The sequence below is a fragment of the Streptococcus sp. 29896 genome, assembly GCF_032594915.1.
Taxonomy (GTDB): Bacteria; Bacillota; Bacilli; order Lactobacillales; family Streptococcaceae; genus Streptococcus; species Streptococcus suivaginalis.
In genome coordinates this window covers 1665690-1684924 of sequence record NZ_CP118733.1, presented here as the reverse complement: position 1 = coordinate 1684924, position 19235 = coordinate 1665690, and the positions used below count along the sequence as shown (strand labels likewise).

Below are 19235 nucleotides of genomic sequence, written 5' to 3'. Positions count from 1 at the left end.
GTATGTGGAAAACTATTTTACGTCGTCTGCTACTGATGATTCCTCAAATTATCATTCTTAGTATTATCGCCTTTGCTTTTGCTAAGTTGATGCCAGGGGATCCCTTCACTGGTATGATCGACCCATCTATTGACCCAGCTATTATTGAACAAAAACGTATTGCAGCAGGTTACTATGATCCAATTCATATTCAATATTTCCGTTGGGTTGGTAATCTTTTGCAAGGGGACTTCGGTCAAAGTTTTGTCTTTAAGCAGCCTGTTTTGAACATTATCATGGAACGGATGAACAACACAATTTGGTTGTCTCTGCTAACCATGGTTCTGACCTATGCCATTGCCCTGCCTTTGGGGATGATTGCGGGACGTTATCAAAACTCTCTTGCTGATCGTATCATTGTTGTTTATAACTTCTTGACCTTCTCAACTCCAATCTTCATCTTTGCTATTCTCTTGCTCTGGATGTTTGGTTTTGGATTGGGTTGGTTCCCAACTCGTGGTTCCGTTGGATCTGGTGTTGACGGAATTGCGCTGATTTTCAGTCGCCTGCACCATATGATTCTTCCGGCCTTAACCATGGCCATCTTGTCAACTACCGGTACCATTCAGTACCTTCGTACGGGAGTGATTGACGCCAAGGGTCAAGACTATGTACGTACTGCTCGTGCAAAAGGTGTTCCAGAAAAAGTGGTTTACAACCGCCATATTTTCCGTAACTCTATCTTACCGATCGCCTCTTTCTTGGGTTATGAATTGACAGGTTTGATCAGTGGAGCAGTCTTTGTAGAATCAATTTATACCTATCCAGGTATGGGACAACTCTTTATCACATCACTTTCTGGTCGTGACTATAGTGTTATCTTGGCCTTGATTTTGATTTTTGGTTTTGCAACACTCTTGGGTACGCTACTTTCAGATATTATTATGAGCATAGTTGACCCACGGATTCGTGTGAAGTAAGGAGGAGTCAGGTGAGTAAAGAAAATAAAAAACAAACGAATACGGCTTCAACTCCTCCAGGAGGATTCCGTGTCATCTCAAGAGAATTCTTAAAAGATAAGGTTGCCTTGGGATCATTGATTATTCTGGTAACGGTCTTGTTGACGGTTTTCATCGGAGCACTTTTCTTGAATCAAGAAGAAGTGATGAAAGTAAACTTGATGGGACGTTACTTACCACCAGGGATGGATGGTCATATTCTAGGAACAGATGAAGGTGGTAAAGACATCTTTGGGCAATTGATTATTGGTGCTCGAAACTCAATCATTATCGGTTTCTCTATTACCATCATCACAAGTATAATCGGTGTGTCAGTAGGTATTATTTCCGGTTATTACGGTGGCCGCTTGGATGGTTTCTTGATGCGTGTTGTTGACTTTATCATGATTTTGCCAACCTTAATGATGATTATTGTTTTTGTAACAGTTATTAAAAACTATACAATTTTCCATTTTGTGGCAATCATGAGTGTGTTCTACTGGACCTTTAAGGCGCGTTTGTTCCGGACAAGGACTCTATCAGAATCACGTTTAGATTATGTGAGCGCATCGAAAACACTTGGAACGAGCGATTTAATGATTATGTTCAGAGAGATTTTACCAAACCTCAGTTCATTGATTATTGTAAACTTAACCTTGAACTTTGCAGGAAACATTGGTATTGAAACATCACTTACCTACCTTGGTTTCGGTCTTCCATCGACTGTTCCAAGTTTGGGAACACTAATTTCAAATGCTCGAAATGCGGATGTCTTGGAAAACAAGACATGGATTTGGTTGCCAGCAGCAATTTTTATCCTTGTCATGATGTTATGTATTAACTACATTGGTCAAGCTTTCCAAAGAGCTGCAGATGCAAAACAACGTCTAGGATAAAATAAGAACAACTCCATTTGGAGTTGTTTTTTTGTATTATTTTTTTGAAAAAAGTTTCAAAAAGATATTGACAAAGGTAGGTTAAGGTGATAGAATAATGGAGTTGTCTCGAGCGATCAGTTAACAGTGAAGAAACGAAATAAAAAAAGTTTCAAAAAAGTGTTGACAAGTTTCGCAAGAAATGATAAACTAAGATAGTTGTCGCGAGAGAGCGATAACGAACAAGACCTTTGAAAATTAAAGAAGACGAACCAAACGTGCAGGGTGATTTATCTAAGGATAAATCGTCAATAACGAAAAAACAATAAAACGGAAAGCTAGTGATAGCTTGAGTTTGAATCAAAACTTTTTATGAGAGTTTGATCCTGGCTCAGGACGAACGCTGGCGGCGTGCCTAATACATGCAAGTGGAACGCACTTATATCACCGGAGCTTGCTCCACCGAGATAAGTGAGTCGCGAACGGGTGAGTAACGCGTAGGTAACCTGCCTCATAGCGGGGGATAACTATTGGAAACGATAGCTAATACCGCATAACAGTATTTACCGCATGGTAGATGCTTGAAAGGAGCAACTGCTTCACTATGAGATGGACCTGCGTTGTATTAGCTAGTTGGTGGGGTAACGGCTCACCAAGGCTTCGATACATAGCCGACCTGAGAGGGTGATCGGCCACACTGGGACTGAGACACGGCCCAGACTCCTACGGGAGGCAGCAGTAGGGAATCTTCGGCAATGGGGGCAACCCTGACCGAGCAACGCCGCGTGAGTGAAGAAGGTTTTCGGATCGTAAAGCTCTGTTGTAAGAGAAGAACGGGAGTAGGAGTGGAAAATCTACTCTGTGACGGTATCTTACCAGAAAGGGACGGCTAACTACGTGCCAGCAGCCGCGGTAATACGTAGGTCCCGAGCGTTGTCCGGATTTATTGGGCGTAAAGCGAGCGCAGGCGGTTTGATAAGTCTGAAGTAAAAGGCTGTGGCTTAACCATAGTACGCTTTGGAAACTGTCAAACTTGAGTGCAGAAGGGGAGAGTGGAATTCCATGTGTAGCGGTGAAATGCGTAGATATATGGAGGAACACCGGTGGCGAAAGCGGCTCTCTGGTCTGTAACTGACGCTGAGGCTCGAAAGCGTGGGGAGCGAACAGGATTAGATACCCTGGTAGTCCACGCCGTAAACGATGAGTGCTAGGTGTTGGGTCCTTTCCGGGACTCAGTGCCGCAGCTAACGCATTAAGCACTCCGCCTGGGGAGTACGACCGCAAGGTTGAAACTCAAAGGAATTGACGGGGGCCCGCACAAGCGGTGGAGCATGTGGTTTAATTCGAAGCAACGCGAAGAACCTTACCAGGTCTTGACATCCCAGTGACCGTCCTAGAGATAGGATTTTTCTTCGGAACACTGGTGACAGGTGGTGCATGGTTGTCGTCAGCTCGTGTCGTGAGATGTTGGGTTAAGTCCCGCAACGAGCGCAACCCCTATTGTTAGTTGCCATCATTCAGTTGGGCACTCTAGCGAGACTGCCGGTAATAAACCGGAGGAAGGTGGGGATGACGTCAAATCATCATGCCCCTTATGACCTGGGCTACACACGTGCTACAATGGCTGGTACAACGAGTCGCAAGTCGGTGACGGCAAGCTAATCTCTTAAAGCCAGTCTCAGTTCGGATTGTAGGCTGCAACTCGCCTACATGAAGTCGGAATCGCTAGTAATCGCGGATCAGCACGCCGCGGTGAATACGTTCCCGGGCCTTGTACACACCGCCCGTCACACCACGAGAGTTTGTAACACCCGAAGTCGGTGAGGTAACCTTTTAGGAGCCAGCCGCCTAAGGTGGGATAGATGATTGGGGTGAAGTCGTAACAAGGTAGCCGTATCGGAAGGTGCGGCTGGATCACCTCCTTTCTAAGGAAATGGAACCTGTACGTTAGTCTTCTTTAATTTTGAGAGGTCTTGTGGGGCCTTAGCTCAGCTGGGAGAGCGCCTGCTTTGCACGCAGGAGGTCAGCGGTTCGATCCCGCTAGGCTCCATTAACAACGGAAGTTGTTAAAGTTTTGTCCATTGAAAATTGAATATCTATCAAACATTCCTGATGTATCGATTAAGATACATTAAGAAATAGTAACAAGAAAATAAACCGAAAACGCTGTGAATATTTAATGAGTTTTCTAATTTTTGAAAAAAAGTTAGGTTAATAAGGTTAAGTTAATAAGGGCGCACGGTGGATGCCTTGGCACTAGAAGCCGATGAAGGACGTGACAAACGACGAAATGCTTTGGGGAGTTGTAAGTGAGCGAAGATCCAGAGATGTCCGAATGGGGGAACCCGGCAGGTTGATGCCTGTCACTCACTACTGTTAAGGTAGTGTAGAGGAAGACGCAGTGAACTGAAACATCTAAGTAGCTGCAGGAAGAGAAAGCAAAAGCGATTGCCTTAGTAGCGGCGAGCGAAACGGCAGGAGGGCAAACCGAGGAGTTTACTCCTCGGGGTTGTAGGACTGCAATGTGGACTTAAAGATTATAGAAGAACTACCTGGGAAGGTAGGCCAAAGAGAGTAATAGCCTCGTATTCGAAATAGTCTTTATACCTAGCAGTATCCTGAGTACGGCGAGACACGCGAAATCTCGTCGGAATCCGGGAGGACCATCTCCCAACCCTAAATACTCTCTAGTGACCGATAGTGAACCAGTACCGTGAGGGAAAGGTGAAAAGTACCCCGGAAGGGGAGTGAAATAGAACCTGAAACCGTGTGCCTACAACAAGTTCGAGCCCGTTAATGGGTGAGAGCGTGCCTTTTGTAGAATGAACCGGCGAGTTACGATATGATGCGAGGTTAAGTTGAAGAGACGGAGCCGTAGGGAAACCGAGTCTGAATAGGGCGCCTTAGTATTATGTCGTAGACCCGAAACCATGTGACCTACCCATGAGCAGGTTGAAGGTGCGGTAAGACGCACTGGAGGACCGAACCAGGGCACGTTGAAAAGTGCTTGGATGACTTGTGGGTAGCGGAGAAATTCCAAACGAACTTGGAGATAGCTGGTTCTCTCCGAAATAGCTTTAGGGCTAGCGTCGACATTAAGAATCTTGGAGGTAGAGCACTGTTTGGATGAGGGGGCCATCTCGGTTTACTGATTTCAGATAAACTCCGAATGCCAAAGATTTATGGTCGGCAGTCAGACTGCGAGTGCTAAGATCCGTAGTCGAAAGGGAAACAGCCCAGACCACCAGCTAAGGTCCCAAAATAATTGTTAAGTGGAAAAGGATGTGGGGTTGCACAGACAACTAGGATGTTAGCTTAGAAGCAGCTATTCATTCAAAGAGTGCGTAATAGCTCACTAGTCGAGTGACCCTGCGCCGAAAATGTACCGGGGCTAAAACAATTTACCGAAGCTGTGGATAACACTTAGGTGTTATGGTAGGAGAGCGTTCTATGTGTGAAGAAGGTATACCGTGAGGAGTGCTGGAACGCATAGAAGTGAGAATGCCGGTATGAGTAGCGCAAGATGGGTGAGAATCCCATCCACCGTAAGACTAAGGTTTCCAGGGGAAGGCTCGTCCGCCCTGGGTTAGTCGGGACCTAAGGAGAGACCGAAGGGTGTATCCGATGGACAACAGGTTGATATTCCTGTACTAGAGTATGAAGTGATGGAGGGACGCAGTAGGCTAACTAAAGCGGGCGATTGGAAGTGCCCGTCTAATCAGTGAGGTGTGATATGAGTCAAATGCTTGTATCTATAACATTGAGCTGTGATGGGGAGCGAAGTTTAGTAGCGAAGTTAGTGACGTCACACTGCCGAGAAAATCTTCTAGCGTTGTATCATACTCTACCCGTACCGCAAACCGACACAGGTAGTCGAGGCGAGTAGCCTCAGGTGAGCGAGAGAACTCTCGTTAAGGAACTCGGCAAAATGACCCCGTAACTTCGGGAGAAGGGGTGCTCAGTTAAACTGAGCCGCAGTGAATAGGCCCAAGCAACTGTTTATCAAAAACACAGCTCTCTGCTAAATCGTAAGATGATGTATAGGGGGTGACGCCTGCCCGGTGCTGGAAGGTTAAGAGGAGGGTTTAGCGTAAGCGAAGATCTGAATTGAAGCCCCAGTAAACGGCGGCCGTAACTATAACGGTCCTAAGGTAGCGAAATTCCTTGTCGGGTAAGTTCCGACCCGCACGAAAGGCGTAATGATTTGGGCACTGTCTCAACGAGAGACTCGGTGAAATTTTAGTACCTGTGAAGATGCAGGTTACCCGCGACAGGACGGAAAGACCCCATGGAGCTTTACTGCAGTTTGATATTGAGTATCTGTACCACATGTACAGGATAGGTAGGAGCCTATGAAGTCGGGACGCCAGTTTCGACAGAGGCGCTGTTGGGATACTACCCTTGTGTTATGGCTACTCTAACCCGGATAGGTTATCCCTATCGGAGACAGTGTCTGACGGGCAGTTTGACTGGGGCGGTCGCCTCCTAAAAGGTAACGGAGGCGCCCAAAGGTTCCCTCAGAATGGTTGGAAATCATTCGCAGAGTGTAAAGGTATAAGGGAGCTTGACTGCGAGAGCTACAACTCGAGCAGGGACGAAAGTCGGGCTTAGTGATCCGGTGGTTCCGTATGGAAGGGCCATCGCTCAACGGATAAAAGCTACCCTGGGGATAACAGGCTTATCTCCCCCAAGAGTTCACATCGACGGGGAGGTTTGGCACCTCGATGTCGGCTCGTCGCATCCTGGGGCTGTAGTCGGTCCCAAGGGTTGGGCTGTTCGCCCATTAAAGCGGCACGCGAGCTGGGTTCAGAACGTCGTGAGACAGTTCGGTCCCTATCCGTCGCGGGCGTAGGAAATTTGAGAGGATCTGCTCCTAGTACGAGAGGACCAGAGTGGACTTACCGCTGGTGTACCAGTTGTCTTGCCAAAGGCATCGCTGGGTAGCTATGTAGGGAAGGGATAAACGCTGAAAGCATCTAAGTGTGAAACCCACCTCAAGATGAGATTTCCCATAACTTTATGTTAGTAAGAGCCCTGAGAGATGATCAGGTAGATAGGTTGGAAGTGGAAGTGTGGCGACACATGTAGCGGACCAATACTAATCGCTCGAGGACTTATCCAAAAAATAAACTAGAGTCAATATTGACAGCGTTGGTAAAACTTGTTAGAATATAGATATTCAATTTTGAGTTGACAAGACTCAGTAGTTAAGTGACGATAGCCTAGGAGATACACCTGTTCCCATGCCGAACACAGCAGTTAAGCCCTAGAACGCCTGAAGTAGTTGGGGGTTGCCCCCTGTGAGATACGGTAGTCGCTTAGCGCAAGGGAGTTTAGCTCAGCTGGGAGAGCATCTGCCTTACAAGCAGAGGGTCAGCGGTTCGATCCCGTTAACTCCCATAGGTCCCGTAGTGTAGCGGTTATCACGTCGCCCTGTCACGGCGAAGATCGCGGGTTCGATTCCCGTCGGGACCGTTCAATCAGTCTATTGGATTGTTTGAAGTAGGAAATAGAGCAAACAAAGTTTGCATCATATTTACGACTCGTTAGCTCAGTTGGTAGAGCAATTGACTTTTAATCAATGGGTCGCTGGTTCGAGCCCAGCACGAGTCATATGCGGGTTTGGCGGAATTGGCAGACGCACCAGATTTAGGATCTGGCGCTTTCGGGCGTGGGGGTTCAAGTCCCTTAACCCGCATAGAGAATAATAATAGGCCGGCTTAGCTCAGTTGGTAGAGCATCTGATTTGTAATCAGAGGGTCGCGTGTTCAAGTCATGTAGCCGGCATTAAGAAAAGATTGCGAACGTAGTTCAGTGGTAGAACACCACCTTGCCAAGGTGGGGGTCGCGGGTTCGAATCCCGTCGTTCGCTTTGAGAGGCCGGGGTGGCGGAACAGGCAGACGCACAGGACTTAAAATCCTGCGATGGCAACATCGTACCGGTTCGATTCCGGTCCTCGGCATGACGAGCACCCTTAGCTCAATTGGATAGAGTACCTGACTACGAATCAGGCGGTTAGAGGTTCGACTCCTCTAGGGTGCATCACTCGCTTAATGTAGAACATTAGGGGAGGTTTATTTTTAATGATATCGGGAAGTAGCTCAGCTTGGTAGAGTACTTGGTTTGGGACCAAGGTGTCGCAGGTTCGAATCCTGTCTTCCCGATGGAAGCAACTGTGAGTTGCTTTTTTTGTTTTCTGGAGGCTTGGCCTTCTTTTTTCATATTATTTGATATAATAGTGTTATGATAAGTTTGAAAGATAGTCTTTTGGTCTTGCCTGGTGTTGGACCAAAGGCAGTTGAAAAATTTCAGAAGTTAGATTTGTATACGGTGGAAGACCTTGTTGTTTATTTTCCATTTCGGTACGAAGATTTTGCTTCTAAGTCTGTTTTGGATTTGGTAGATGGTGAGAAGGCAGTTGTTGTTGGAACTGTTTCGACCCCTGCTAATGTACAGTATTATGGGTTCAAGCGCAATCGTCTGCGTTTTTCGATCAAGCAAGGTGAAGCAATTATTGCAGTTTCTTTTTTTAATCAGCCATATTTAGCAGATAAAGTTGAGGTTGGACAGGAAATTGCTATTTGGGGAAAATGGGATAAGGCGAAAGCTAGTTTGACTGGGATGAAAATTGTTGCCCAATCTTCGGAGGATTTACATCCGATTTACCATGTTGCACAAGGGATATCTCAGGCTAATCTTGTGAAATTAGTCCAAGCCGCGGTCGATAGGGGGTATTTTGATTTAATTGAGGAAAATTTGCCGGCTATCTTGTTGGAGAAATATCGCTTGTTACCTCGGAAACAGGCAGCCTTTGCTATGCATTTTCCTAGAGATTTGGAGGAATATAAGCAGGCTTTAAGGCGAGTAAAATTTGAGGAATTGTTTTATTTTCAGTTGAACTTGCAAGTTCTAAAGGTTGAAAATAAGGCGGAATCCAACGGCTTGGTCATTCCCTACCAGAGAAGTTTGTTGGAGGAGAAAATTGCTAGTCTTCCTTTCGCATTGACGGAGGCACAGCAGTCTGCTTTGGATGAAATCTTGTGCGACATGTCCTCAGGCGGCCACATGAATCGTCTGTTACAGGGAGATGTGGGGGCTGGGAAGACTGTTGTTGCAGGTTTGGCCATGTATGCCGCCTATACGGCTGGTATGCAGTCGGCCATCATGGTTCCTACGGAGATTCTGGCAGAACAACACTTCGAGAGTTTGTGTCAGCTTTTTCCTGACCTATCGATCGCCTTACTGACAGGAGGAATGAAGGCGGCACCGCGTCGGGCTGCTCTGGCGGCAATTGAGTCGGGGGAGGTCGATTTGATCGTGGGTACACACGCCTTAATCCAGGAGGGAGTGGTATATCATCAGTTGGGCTTAGTGGTGACGGATGAGCAGCATCGTTTCGGTGTCAAGCAGCGGCGGCTCTTGAGGGAGAAGGGAGCCAATCCTGATGTCTTGATGATGACGGCGACGCCAATTCCGCGGACTTTGGCTATCACGGCCTTTGGGGAAATGGATGTATCCGTTATCAATCAGTTGCCTGCTGGCAGAAAGCCTATTATCACGCGTTGGGTCAAGCACGAGCAGCTGCCAGTCGTTTTAGAATGGCTGGACAAGGAAGTGGCCAAAGGGGCTCAGGTTTATGTCATTTCGCCCTTGATTGAGGAATCTGAGGCCTTGGACTTGAAAAATGCGGTGGATTTGAAGGAGGAATTGGTTGCCTACTTTGGTGAGAGAGCAAGTGTCGCCCTCTTGCATGGTCGGATGAAGAATGATGAAAAAGAGGCCATTATGCAGGAGTTTAAGGCGGGGAAGACGGATGTCTTGGTTTCTACTACAGTGATTGAGGTGGGGGTCAATGTTCCCAATGCAACGGTTATGATTATCATGGATGCGGATCGGTTTGGGCTCAGTCAGCTACACCAGCTTCGTGGTCGCGTTGGGCGTGGTAGTAAGCAATCCTACGCGGTCTTGGTTGCCAATCCTAAGACGGATTCTGGGAAGGACCGGATGAAGATTATGACGGAAACGACGGACGGCTTTGTGCTGGCTGAGGAGGACTTGAAAATGCGGGGGGCAGGTGAGATTTTCGGGACACGTCAATCCGGTTTGCCAGAATTTCAAGTGGCCAATATTGTTGAAGATTACGCTATTTTGGAGGAAGCAAGGCGGGTAGCCAGCCAGATTGTGTCTGAAAAAGATTGGAAGGAACAGCCTGAATGGGCTATTTTAGCCAAGCATTTGCGTGAGAAAGAGAATTTGGATTAAGAAAAAGCTGGTCGCGATGGACCAGCTTATTTGTTTGCTATGTTTTATTAGCCCTGAATATAGTCGACAAGTTCTTGTCCAGTTAGGCCGGCTTCTAAGGCAATGAGCAGTTTAATTCGTGCTTTTTGGGCATTTAACTCTTTGACGAAGAGGATACCCTTGTTTTCCAAATCCACTCCGCCTCCTTGATAGGAATACACAGGTTCTGCAATGCCGTTAAAACAGCGGGAAACGAGGACAACTGGAATTCCCTTATCAAGTAGGTTGTCCAGGGCAGGTAGGACTGCTGGAGGCAGGTTGCCGGCTCCTAAGGCTTCAATCACAATACCGTCAATGTTTGTATGGGCCAGGGATTCTAGAAGAAGGGGGTCCATATCGGCATAGCTCTTGATGATTGGGACTAGGCCAGCTACGCGGTTTAAGTCAAAACGAACGCGAGGTTCTGCTGTTTTAAAGAAGAGAATTTCCCTCTTGGTGACAAGACCTAGTGGGCCATGGGTCGGAGTTTGAAAGGTGGAAACGTTGGTTGTATGAGTTTTAGTGACGTATTTTGCAGCATGGATTTCATCATTCATGACAACTAGAACGCCCTTGTCAGCGGACTTGTCGTCTGCTGCAACACGAAGTGCAGTGAGGTAGTTATAAACTCCGTCGCTGCCCAATTCGTTGGAAGACCGCATGGCTCCTGTCAAGACGATTGGCTTTTGGGGAATGGCCATTGTATCGAGGAAATAGGCGGTTTCTTCAAGGGTATCGGTACCATGTGTAATGACGAAGCCGTCAAATTGCTCGGCTTCCAGTTTGATTTTTTGGTAAAGGGCCATCATGGCTTCAAGAGTCATGTGTGGACTTGGAAGATTGAGAAAATCAACAGCAGTCACCTGGATATTGTCAAGTGGTGAAGTCATTTGGGTCATAGGATTGATTTGACTAGAAGAAACTTGTCCTTTCTCATCGGCCTGCATGGAAATGGTACCTCCTGTATGGAGGACGAGGATATTTTTCATATTCTTTCATATTCTTTCAAGATTGTGATATACTAATTGTAACATAAATGTCATGAAAGAAGGTGAGATGGTTTGGAGATTCGGGCAGTTTTTTTTGATATCGACGGGACCTTATTGACGGATAATCGTTCGGTCAGTCCGTCCACCATTTTTGCCATCAATCAGCTAAAGGAAGCTGGCATTTTAGTCGGTCTTGCCACTGGTCGAGATCCACGTTTTATCCTTCAATACATGGCTGCCCTTAGTTTAGACTTGGCGATTGCCTATAATGGTCAGTATATTTTTTCACGGGAAAAAGTCCTCTATGCCGATCCGCTCCAGGTTGATGATGTCCGTTCTTTGATCCAGTATGCCAGACAAGAAAACAAGGATCTATCCTTTGGAACAGCTTCTGGGGTGGCAGGAAGTGGCATCATGTCATTTGGTGGTGGTCACCTTGCTTATCGGATTTCCCGTATGATTCCGGAATCGTGGGCAGGATTGGTGAATTTTATTTTTAATCGTCTGATTAGACGCCTGCGTCCTCAGAAGGAGGCAAATGTGGAAGAAATTTTACAGCAGCCCATTTACCAACTCTTGTTGCTAGCTACAGAGAAGGAAACGACGAAACTTCAAGGTCGGTATCCTGGTTTAGAATTTACACGGTCTAGTCCCTATGCAGCAGATATTATCAATAAAGGGGGCTCTAAATTGCAAGGAATCCAGCGTCTTGCCAATCAATTTCAATTTGGTTTGGACCAGGTTATTGTATTTGGAGATTCCAATAATGATTTGGAAATGTTAGAAGGAGTTGAGCATTCTGTTGCGATGAAAAATGCGACACGGAAGGCTAAAAAAGCTGCATCTTTTGTGACAGACTCCAACAACAAAGATGGTATTTTCAAGGCTCTTGAGCGTTTTGGCTTGGTCAAGGAAAGGGGCTAGGATGAAAGAACAATCTGCATTTGAATCGGCACAGGCTTTTCATTTGAAAATGGATGGTTCCCTACCTGGTCATCCAACTGAGTTGAGTCCAGACCAGTCTCTATTTCGTATGATATTCAAGTTAGAAGAGATGGTGGAGTACCTGCATGCGAGTTTTGACTCGGAAGAGGATTTTCAAGCTGGACTAGAGGAATTACGCGCTAGCTTGCATCTTGCAGAGCAAAAAGTGATGAAAAAAGGACCGGTCAAAAGAGACTGGGTTGGTCAAATTGATGCTCTTGTTGATTTGCTCTATTTTACATACGGCACCTTTGCTTTGATGGGCTTAGATCCAGCACCTTTTTTCCAAATTGTCCACGAAGCCAATATGGGTAAATTTTTTCCAGATGGTAAGGCTCACTATGATCCTAAGACTCATAAAATTCTCAAACCAGCCAACTGGGAGAAGGATTTTGCACCAGAAGGCCGATTAAAAATGGCTTTGGAAGCACAACGTCAGACAAGTAAAAAGGACTAGTCAGCTAGTCCTTTTCAAAATGTTTTGGTGCTATCCCGAACGATTAAGAGGTCCACGCAGGCATGCCTCATGATATACTCAGAGGAAGAACCGATGAGTAGTCTTTCAAAGGCGTTGAGACCGGTTGCTCCGAGTAAGATTAAATCGGCTTCGATTTGCTGCGGAATATCCGTTGCTAACATGGTTTTGGGATTTCCAAACTCGATGAGGATATCCACTTGTTCGAGTCCTTGTTCTTCAGCCGTTCGTTTATAAGTGATGAGTAGTTCTTTGGCCTCTCTTTCAAGTGATTCATAGACACTGGCATCGAAAGCCACAACATTGTGCAAGGCTCTTGTATCAATCACGTGAACGATGTAAAGACGCGCCTTGTTTCGCTTTGCAACATGGATGGCCTTATGTAGAGCTAGTTCAGCACCAGTAGAGCCATCAACAGCAACCATAATGGTTTGATAGGATTGTGACATAGGGAACACTCCTTTCCTACCGAAAAATTGAAGTATATGCTACACTTTTATTGTAAGCCTTTTCTTGGAAAAAGTAAAGTTTTCTTGTGATTTTTTTCGTTTTAGGCTAAAATATTATCAATAGAAAGACGAGGTGGCAGATGAGAAATTTTGAAAAGTCCATGAAATTAGAGCATGTGGCTTATGATATTCGTGGCCCAGTTCTAGAAGAAGCAATGCGCATGCGTGCTAATGGTGAGCAAATCCTGCGCTTGAATACAGGAAACCCAGCTGAGTTTGGCTTTACAGCTCCGGATGAGGTGATTCGTGATTTAATCCACAATGCCCGTAAGTCAGAAGGCTACTCCGATAGCAAGGGAATTTTTTCTGCCCGTAAGGCTGTTATGCAATACTGTCAGGTTAAGAATTTCCCAAATGTGGATATTGAAGATATCTATATTGGAAATGGTGTGAGTGAATTGATTACCATGTCCATGCAAGGATTGTTGGATAATGGTGATGAGGTCTTGGTTCCTATGCCAGACTATCCGCTTTGGACAGCTGCTGTCAGCTTGGCAGGTGGCAATGCGATTCACTATATTTGTGATGAAGAGGCAGACTGGTATCCGGATTTGGAGGACATGAAGTCCAAGATTTCTTCGCGTACCAAGGCTATTGTTTTAATCAATCCCAACAACCCAACTGGTGCCCTCTATCCAAAAGAAGTCTTGGAAGGGATTGTTGAACTGGCACGTCAGCATGAATTAATCATCTTCTCTGATGAAATTTATGACCGTATGGTTTTTGACGGTGCAGTTCATATTCCGATTGCAACTCTGGCACCTGACTTATTTGTCGTGACCATGAATGGTTTATCCAAATCCCACCGAATCTGTGGCTTCCGTGTGGGGTGGATGGTGCTGTCTGGTCCTAAAAAGCATGTTAAAGGCTACATTGAGGGACTTAATATGTTGTCCAATATGCGTCTGTGTTCAAACGTTTTGGCCCAGCAAGTTGTCCAGACCTCTTTGGGTGGGGTTCAATCGGTTGATAAATTACTCATGCCAGGTGGTCGTCTCTATGAACAAAGAGAGTTTATCACCAAGGCTATCAATGAAATTCCAGGCTTGTCAGCTGTCAAACCCAAGGCAGGTCTCTATGTCTTTCCAAAGATTGACCGAGACATGTATCGAGTGGATGATGATGAACAGTTTGTCTTGGATTTCTTGAAGCAGGAGAAAGTCTTGCTGGTTCATGGTCGTGGTTTCAACTGGAAAGATCCGGATCATTTCCGAATTGTCTATCTACCACGTGTGGATGAGTTAGCAGAAATTCAGGAAAAAATGACACGATTTTTAGCACAATACAAACGATAAAAAGGCGAAAACGCCTTTTTTTCTGACTTTGAAAAGGATATGAAAAAATTGTACTTACTTTTCCAACAATAGCAAATTTTCTGATAATTATTGAAATATATCCTATAATTTGTTATACTGATAACAAGTACAGACAGAAGAGGAAACTATGACAACTTTATTAGAAAAAACGCGCGACATTACTTCGATTTTGAAGCGTTCGGAGGAGCAATTGGCAGAGGAACTACCTTACAATGCCATTGCTGAGCATTTATCGGACATTATTGACTGCAATGCTTGCATTATCAATAGTGAGGGAGAGATCTTGGGCTATCACATGAACTACAAGACCAATAATGATCGGGTTGAAGAGTTCTATATTAACAAACAGTATCCAGAAGAATATGTGAAGGCTGTTGCCCAGGTTTATGACACTCAAGTCAATTTGCCTGTGGAGAGTGAATTGACAGCCATTCCGGTGGAGTCACGTGGCACTTATCCTAATGGGTTGACGACTATTGCTCCAATCCATGTGACAGGGATTCGTTTTGGTAGCTTGATTATCTGGCGTAATGAGGAGCAATTCCACGAAGATGACTTGATTCTGGTTGAAATTGCCTCGACAGTTGTAGGCATCCAGTTGCTCAACTTCCAAAGAGAAGAAGATGAGAAAAATATTCGTCGCCGTGCAGCGGTCAATATGGCGGTTAACACCCTTTCTTATTCTGAAATGAAGGCTGTTGCTGCTATCTTGGGCGAGTTGAACGGTAATGAAGGGCAATTGACGGCTTCTGTTATTGCAGACCGTATCGGTATTACTCGATCGGTCATTGTCAATGCTCTCCGTAAGTTAGAAAGTGCGGGGATTATTGAAAGTCGTTCGCTTGGTATGAAAGGAACTTATTTGAAGGTCCTTATTCCAGCTATTTTTGATGAGATTAAGAAACGCGATTACTAAGATGACAAAAGCGCTGATTTCGATTGATTATACGGTGGATTTTGTGGCTGACCAGGGCAGATTAACCGCTGGAAAACCTGCTCAGGCTATTGCTGAGCGGATTGCTCAAGTGACCAAAGAAGCCTTTGAAAATGGGGACTATATCGTCTTTGCCATTGATGGCCATGAAGAGGGGGATGACCTGCACCCTGAAAGCAAGCTCTTTCCGCCTCACAATATCATGGGAACGCAGGGACGGGATTTGTATGGTCCGTTGGCGGATTTTTATCAAGCAAACAAGGACCATGCGCGTGTGCGTTGGATGGACAAGCGACACTATTCGGCCTTTTCTGGGACGGACTTGGATGTTCGTTTGAGAGAACGTCGGGTGGATACTGTAGTCTTGACAGGTGTCCTGTCTGATATCTGTGTCCTGCATACAGCAATTGATGCCTATAATAAGGGTTATCGGATTGAGGTTGTTGCCTCTGCCATTGCCGCATTGACGGAGGAGAGTCATCAGTTTGCTCTCAACCATCTGCGACATGTGCTAGGTGCGACGATTGTAGATTAGGGTTTAGGAACCAGTCGTTAGACTGGTTTTTTGCTGGAAAAGCTTCCATCTAAGGTTATTTCTACCTTTGTCTGGGGCTGGAAATATGGTATAATGAGAAGATAGATTTCCATTAGGAGGAAAGTAAGAATGAAGATTTCTGAAGCTGAAGTCCGTCACGTTGCCAAGCTGTCTAAGCTGGAATTTTCGGATCAAGAAACAGCGGAATTTGCGACAAGTTTGAGCAAGATTGTCGATATGGTTGAATTGCTCAATGAAGTAGATACGACAGGTGTTGCGGTAACGACCACTATGGCTGACCGTAAGAATGTCTTGCGAGCAGATATTGCCCAAAAAGGTGAGAGCCGTGAGGAACTCTTTAAAAATGTGCCTGAGGCCCAAGATAACTTTATCAAGGTGCCAGCTATTCTAGACGGGGGAGGAGATGCCTAATGACGTTTAACAATAAAACTATTGATGAATTGCATGACCTCCTTGTCAAAAAGGAGATTTCTGCGGTTGAGTTGACCAAGGCAACTTTGGAAGATATTAAGAGCCGTGAGGGAGCAGTGGATGCTTTCTTGACTATCACAGAAGATGCGGCCTTGGCGCAGGCTGCTGCCCTTGATGAAAAAGGGATTGATGCGGACAATGTTATGGCAGGGATTCCTTTGGCGGTTAAGGACAATATCTCAACCAAAGGTATTTTGACAACTGCTGCTTCAAAAATGCTCTATAACTACGAGCCGATTTTCGATGCGACATCGGTTGCTCAGGCCTATGCAAAGGATATGATTGTTGTTGGTAAGACCAACATGGATGAGTTTGCAATGGGTGGTTCTAATGAGAACTCTGCCTTCAAACCGACTAAAAATGCTTGGGACCAGACAAAAGTTCCTGGTGGTTCTTCAGGTGGTTCGGCAGCTGCAGTTGCTGCTGGTCAGGTCCGTTTGTCACTCGGTTCTGACACAGGTGGTTCCATCCGCCAACCAGCAGCCTTTAATGGTATCGTTGGTATGAAACCGACCTATGGAACGGTGTCCCGTTTTGGTTTGATTGCCTTTGGTTCATCTCTTGACCAGATTGGTCCATTTTCACAGACAGTTAAGGAAAACGCCCAGTTGCTCAATGTCATCTCTGGTCATGATGCCAAGGATGCGACATCAACGATCAATGAAATTGCTGACTTTACCAGCAAGATTGGTCAGGACATCAAGGGTATGAAGATTGCTCTGCCAAAAGAATACATGGGTGAAGGGATTGATCCGCAGGTTAAGGAAACCATTCTCAAGGCGGCTAAGCACTTGGAAAGCCTGGGGGCGATTATCGAGGAAGTCAGCCTGCCACATTCTAAGTATGGGGTTGCTGTTTACTACATTATCGCATCATCAGAGGCATCTTCTAACTTACAACGTTTTGACGGAATCCGTTATGGTTTTCGTGCAGAAGATGCGACAAACTTGGATGAGATTTACGTGAAAACCCGTAGCCAAGGTTTTGGTGAGGAAGTCAAACGTCGTATTATGTTAGGTACATTTAGCTTGTCATCTGGTTACTACGATGCCTACTTCAAGAAGGCTGGCCAGGTGCGGACTTTGATTATCCAGGATTTTGAAAAAGTCTTTGCGGACTATGACTTGATTTTGGGTCCGACAGCTCCGACAGTTGCCTTTGGTTTGGACACGCTCAACCATGACCCTGTGGCTATGTACTTGGCGGACTTGTTAACAATTCCTGTAAACTTGGCTGGTCTTCCTGGTCTTTCTATTCCTGCTGGTTTTGTGGAAGGCTTGCCAGTCGGTTTGCAGTTGATTGGTCCAAAATACTCAGAAGAGACCATTTACCAAGTGGCTGCTGCCTTTGAAGCGACAACAGACTACCACAAGCAACAACCAGTGATTTTTGGAGGTGCTAACTAATGAACTTTGAAACGATTATTGGTCTAGAAGTCCATGTGGAGTTGAATACCAACTCGAAAATTTTCTCACCTTCATCTGCTCATTTTGGTGAGGATCCAAATGCTAATACCAACGTGATTGATTGGTCTTTCCCAGGTGTCCTTCCTGTCCTTAATAAGGGCGTTGTGGATGCTGGTATCAAGGCTGCCTTGGCCTTGAACATGGACATTCACAAGGACATGCACTTTGACCGTAAGAACTATTTCTATCCTGATAACCCTAAGGCCTATCAGATTTCCCAGTTTGACGAGCCGATTGGCTACAATGGTTGGATTGAGATTGAGCTAGAAGACGGCTCAACCAAGAAAATTCGTATCGAGCGTGCGCATTTGGAAGAGGATGCAGGTAAGAATACCCACGGGACAGATGGTTATTCTTATGTGGACCTCAACCGTCAGGGTGTTCCTTTGATTGAGATTGTGTCAGAAGCGGATATGCGTTCGCCTGAAGAGGCTTATGCCTACTTGACAGCCCTCAAGGAAATCATCCAATACACCGGCATCTCAGATGTGAAGATGGAAGAGGGTTCTATGCGCGTGGATGCCAACATCTCACTTCGTCCTTATGGTCAAGAAAAATTTGGTACTAAGACTGAGTTGAAAAACCTCAACTCCTTCAACTATGTTCGCAAGGGCTTGCAGCACGAGGTAGAACGTCAGGCAAAAATCTTGCGTTCAGGTGGTCAAATCCAGCAGGAAACACGTCGTTACGATGAGTCTACTGGTGAAACCATTCTCATGCGTGTCAAAGAAGGGTCAGCTGACTACCGTTACTTCCCAGAGCCAGACCTACCTCTCTATGAGATTGATGATAGTTGGATTGAGGAAGTGCGTGCAGAATTGCCAGTCTTTCCAAAGGCTCGCCGTGCTCACTATGTGGAAAACTTGGGCTTGACCGCCTACGATGCTGGTCAATTGACGTCCACCAAGGCTCTGTCTGACTTCTTTGAAGCAGCAGTAGCAGCAGGTGGTGATGCTAAGCAGGTGTCTAACTGGTTGCAAGGAGATGTTGCCCAATTCCTTAATACTGATCAGAAGACGATTGAACAAATCTTATTGACACCTGAAAGTCTGGTGGAAATGATTGGCTTGATTGCGGACGGAACCATCTCGTCTAAGATTGCCAAGCAAGTCGTTGTCCACTTGGCTAAAAACGGTGGCTCTGCTAAGGCTTATGTTGAGAAAGCTGGTTTGGTACAGATTTCAGATCCTGCGGTCTTGATTCCGATTATCCATCAAGTCTTTGAAGATAATGAAGCGGCAGTGGCTGACTTCAAGTCTGGCAAACGCAATGCGGACAAGGCCTTCACAGGTTACCTGATGAAAGCAACAAAAGGACAAGCCAACCCACAAGTTGCACAGCAACTCTTGGCGCAAGAATTAGCTAAGTTGTTGGATTAAATTGAATAGAAGAAACCGAGAAT

13 protein-coding genes, 10 tRNA genes and 3 rRNA genes are annotated in these 19235 nt (G+C 45.7%); 24 read left to right on the top strand and 2 right to left on the bottom strand.

All coding sequences use genetic code 11. The features are described 5' to 3' along the window. Positions 1-2 precede the first annotated feature (2 nt). From opp4B to recG, 16 genes are all read left to right on the top strand, one after another. On the top strand, positions 3-959 hold the full coding sequence (gene opp4B, locus PXH68_RS07785) for an oligopeptide ABC transporter permease (RefSeq protein ID WP_248028273.1): 957 nt from the start codon (positions 3-5) through the stop codon (positions 957-959). Positions 960-970: 11 nt separating this feature from the next. After that, positions 971-1873, top strand: a complete 903-nt coding sequence (locus PXH68_RS07780) for an ABC transporter permease (RefSeq protein ID WP_248028272.1) — start codon at positions 971-973, stop codon at positions 1871-1873. Positions 1874-2220: 347 nt separating this feature from the next. Continuing rightward, positions 2221-3777 (top strand): 16S ribosomal RNA (locus PXH68_RS07775). 52 nt (positions 3778-3829) lie between these two features. Beyond that, positions 3830-3902 (top strand) — tRNA-Ala (locus PXH68_RS07770). Between the two features lie 168 nt (positions 3903-4070). Next, positions 4071-6974, top strand: a 23S ribosomal RNA gene (locus PXH68_RS07765). A gap of 85 nt (positions 6975-7059) precedes the next feature. Next, a 5S ribosomal RNA gene (gene rrf / locus PXH68_RS07760) occupies positions 7060-7175 on the top strand. The 16S, 23S and 5S rRNA genes sit together here with 10 tRNA genes alongside, the layout of an rRNA operon. A gap of 4 nt (positions 7176-7179) precedes the next feature. Continuing rightward, positions 7180-7252: transfer RNA gene (locus PXH68_RS07755), tRNA-Val, on the top strand. 2 nt (positions 7253-7254) lie between these two features. Beyond that, positions 7255-7327: transfer RNA gene (locus PXH68_RS07750), tRNA-Asp, on the top strand. A gap of 65 nt (positions 7328-7392) precedes the next feature. Then, positions 7393-7465, top strand: a tRNA-Lys gene (locus PXH68_RS07745). A gap of 3 nt (positions 7466-7468) precedes the next feature. Further along, positions 7469-7550: transfer RNA gene (locus PXH68_RS07740), tRNA-Leu, on the top strand. Between the two features lie 16 nt (positions 7551-7566). Next, positions 7567-7639, top strand: a tRNA-Thr gene (locus PXH68_RS07735). Positions 7640-7652: 13 nt separating this feature from the next. Next, positions 7653-7724, top strand: a tRNA-Gly gene (locus PXH68_RS07730). 7 nt (positions 7725-7731) lie between these two features. Further along, positions 7732-7815, top strand: a tRNA-Leu gene (locus PXH68_RS07725). Between the two features lie 6 nt (positions 7816-7821). After that, positions 7822-7895: transfer RNA gene (locus PXH68_RS07720), tRNA-Arg, on the top strand. 48 nt (positions 7896-7943) lie between these two features. Next, positions 7944-8017, top strand: a tRNA-Pro gene (locus tag PXH68_RS07715). Between the two features lie 82 nt (positions 8018-8099). Further along, entirely contained in the window at positions 8100-10115 is a 2016-nt protein-coding gene (gene recG, locus PXH68_RS07710; RefSeq protein WP_248027666.1) for an ATP-dependent DNA helicase RecG, read from the top strand. Positions 10116-10162: 47 nt separating this feature from the next. On the opposite strand, the gene PXH68_RS07705 is transcribed toward recG, so the two are convergent. Next, entirely contained in the window at positions 10163-11122 is a 960-nt protein-coding gene (locus PXH68_RS07705) for an asparaginase (protein WP_248027662.1), read from the bottom strand. 72 nt (positions 11123-11194) lie between these two features. On the opposite strand from PXH68_RS07705, the gene PXH68_RS07700 reads away from it, so the two are divergent. Both PXH68_RS07700 and PXH68_RS07695 read left to right on the top strand, forming a co-directional pair. After that, entirely contained in the window at positions 11195-12046 is an 852-nt protein-coding gene (locus PXH68_RS07700) for an HAD family hydrolase (RefSeq protein WP_248027661.1), read from the top strand. A gap of 1 nt (position 12047) precedes the next feature. Continuing rightward, on the top strand, positions 12048-12563 hold the full coding sequence (locus PXH68_RS07695) for a pyrophosphohydrolase domain-containing protein (protein WP_239513532.1): 516 nt from the start codon (positions 12048-12050) through the stop codon (positions 12561-12563). A 14-nt stretch (positions 12564-12577) separates the two neighbouring features. Here PXH68_RS07695 and PXH68_RS07690 read toward each other — a convergent pair whose 3' ends face one another. Continuing rightward, positions 12578-13030, bottom strand: coding sequence for a universal stress protein (locus tag PXH68_RS07690; protein ID WP_205031538.1), 453 nt, complete (start codon positions 13028-13030; stop codon positions 12578-12580). Positions 13031-13170: 140 nt separating this feature from the next. Between PXH68_RS07690 and PXH68_RS07685 the strand changes: the two genes are divergently transcribed. The 6 genes from PXH68_RS07685 (at position 13171) to gatB (ending at position 19212) form a co-directional block, all read left to right on the top strand. Continuing rightward, positions 13171-14385 carry a pyridoxal phosphate-dependent aminotransferase gene (locus PXH68_RS07685; protein WP_158456884.1) on the top strand — a complete coding sequence of 405 codons (1215 nt, stop codon included), beginning with the start codon at positions 13171-13173 and terminating at the stop codon, positions 14383-14385. Between the two features lie 148 nt (positions 14386-14533). Next, positions 14534-15322 (top strand): GTP-sensing pleiotropic transcriptional regulator CodY, encoded by a 789-nt coding sequence (codY, locus tag PXH68_RS07680; RefSeq protein ID WP_248027658.1) that lies wholly within the window; start codon positions 14534-14536, stop codon positions 15320-15322. Between the two features lies 1 nt (position 15323). Next, positions 15324-15875, top strand: coding sequence for a cysteine hydrolase family protein (locus tag PXH68_RS07675; RefSeq protein WP_248027664.1), 552 nt, complete (start codon positions 15324-15326; stop codon positions 15873-15875). A gap of 129 nt (positions 15876-16004) precedes the next feature. Beyond that, positions 16005-16307 (top strand): Asp-tRNA(Asn)/Glu-tRNA(Gln) amidotransferase subunit GatC, encoded by a 303-nt coding sequence (gatC, locus tag PXH68_RS07670; RefSeq protein ID WP_024380028.1) that lies wholly within the window; start codon positions 16005-16007, stop codon positions 16305-16307. Further along, entirely contained in the window at positions 16307-17773 is a 1467-nt protein-coding gene (gatA, locus tag PXH68_RS07665) for an Asp-tRNA(Asn)/Glu-tRNA(Gln) amidotransferase subunit GatA (RefSeq protein ID WP_248027656.1), read from the top strand. The genes gatC and gatA overlap by 1 nt, the downstream gene beginning before the upstream one ends. Beyond that, on the top strand, positions 17773-19212 hold the full coding sequence (gene gatB / locus PXH68_RS07660; RefSeq protein ID WP_205031536.1) for an Asp-tRNA(Asn)/Glu-tRNA(Gln) amidotransferase subunit GatB: 1440 nt from the start codon (positions 17773-17775) through the stop codon (positions 19210-19212). The genes gatA and gatB overlap by 1 nt, the downstream gene beginning before the upstream one ends. Positions 19213-19235 lie beyond the last annotated feature (23 nt).

Coding starts and splice junctions, on each gene's coding strand:
- PXH68_RS07695 (WP_239513532.1), top strand. CDS start 12,048: ATGAAAGAACAATCTGCATTTGAATCGGCACAGGCTTTTCATTTGAAA.
- PXH68_RS07705 (WP_248027662.1), bottom strand. CDS start 11,122: ATGAAAAATATCCTCGTCCTCCATACAGGAGGTACCATTTCCATGCAG.
- gatB (WP_205031536.1), top strand. CDS start 17,773: ATGAACTTTGAAACGATTATTGGTCTAGAAGTCCATGTGGAGTTGAAT.
- opp4B (WP_248028273.1), top strand. CDS start 3: ATGTGGAAAACTATTTTACGTCGTCTGCTACTGATGATTCCTCAAATT.
- PXH68_RS07675 (WP_248027664.1), top strand. CDS start 15,324: ATGACAAAAGCGCTGATTTCGATTGATTATACGGTGGATTTTGTGGCT.
- codY (WP_248027658.1), top strand. CDS start 14,534: ATGACAACTTTATTAGAAAAAACGCGCGACATTACTTCGATTTTGAAG.
- PXH68_RS07690 (WP_205031538.1), bottom strand. CDS start 13,030: ATGTCACAATCCTATCAAACCATTATGGTTGCTGTTGATGGCTCTACT.
- gatC (WP_024380028.1), top strand. CDS start 16,005: ATGAAGATTTCTGAAGCTGAAGTCCGTCACGTTGCCAAGCTGTCTAAG.
- gatA (WP_248027656.1), top strand. CDS start 16,307: ATGACGTTTAACAATAAAACTATTGATGAATTGCATGACCTCCTTGTC.
- PXH68_RS07685 (WP_158456884.1), top strand. CDS start 13,171: ATGAGAAATTTTGAAAAGTCCATGAAATTAGAGCATGTGGCTTATGAT.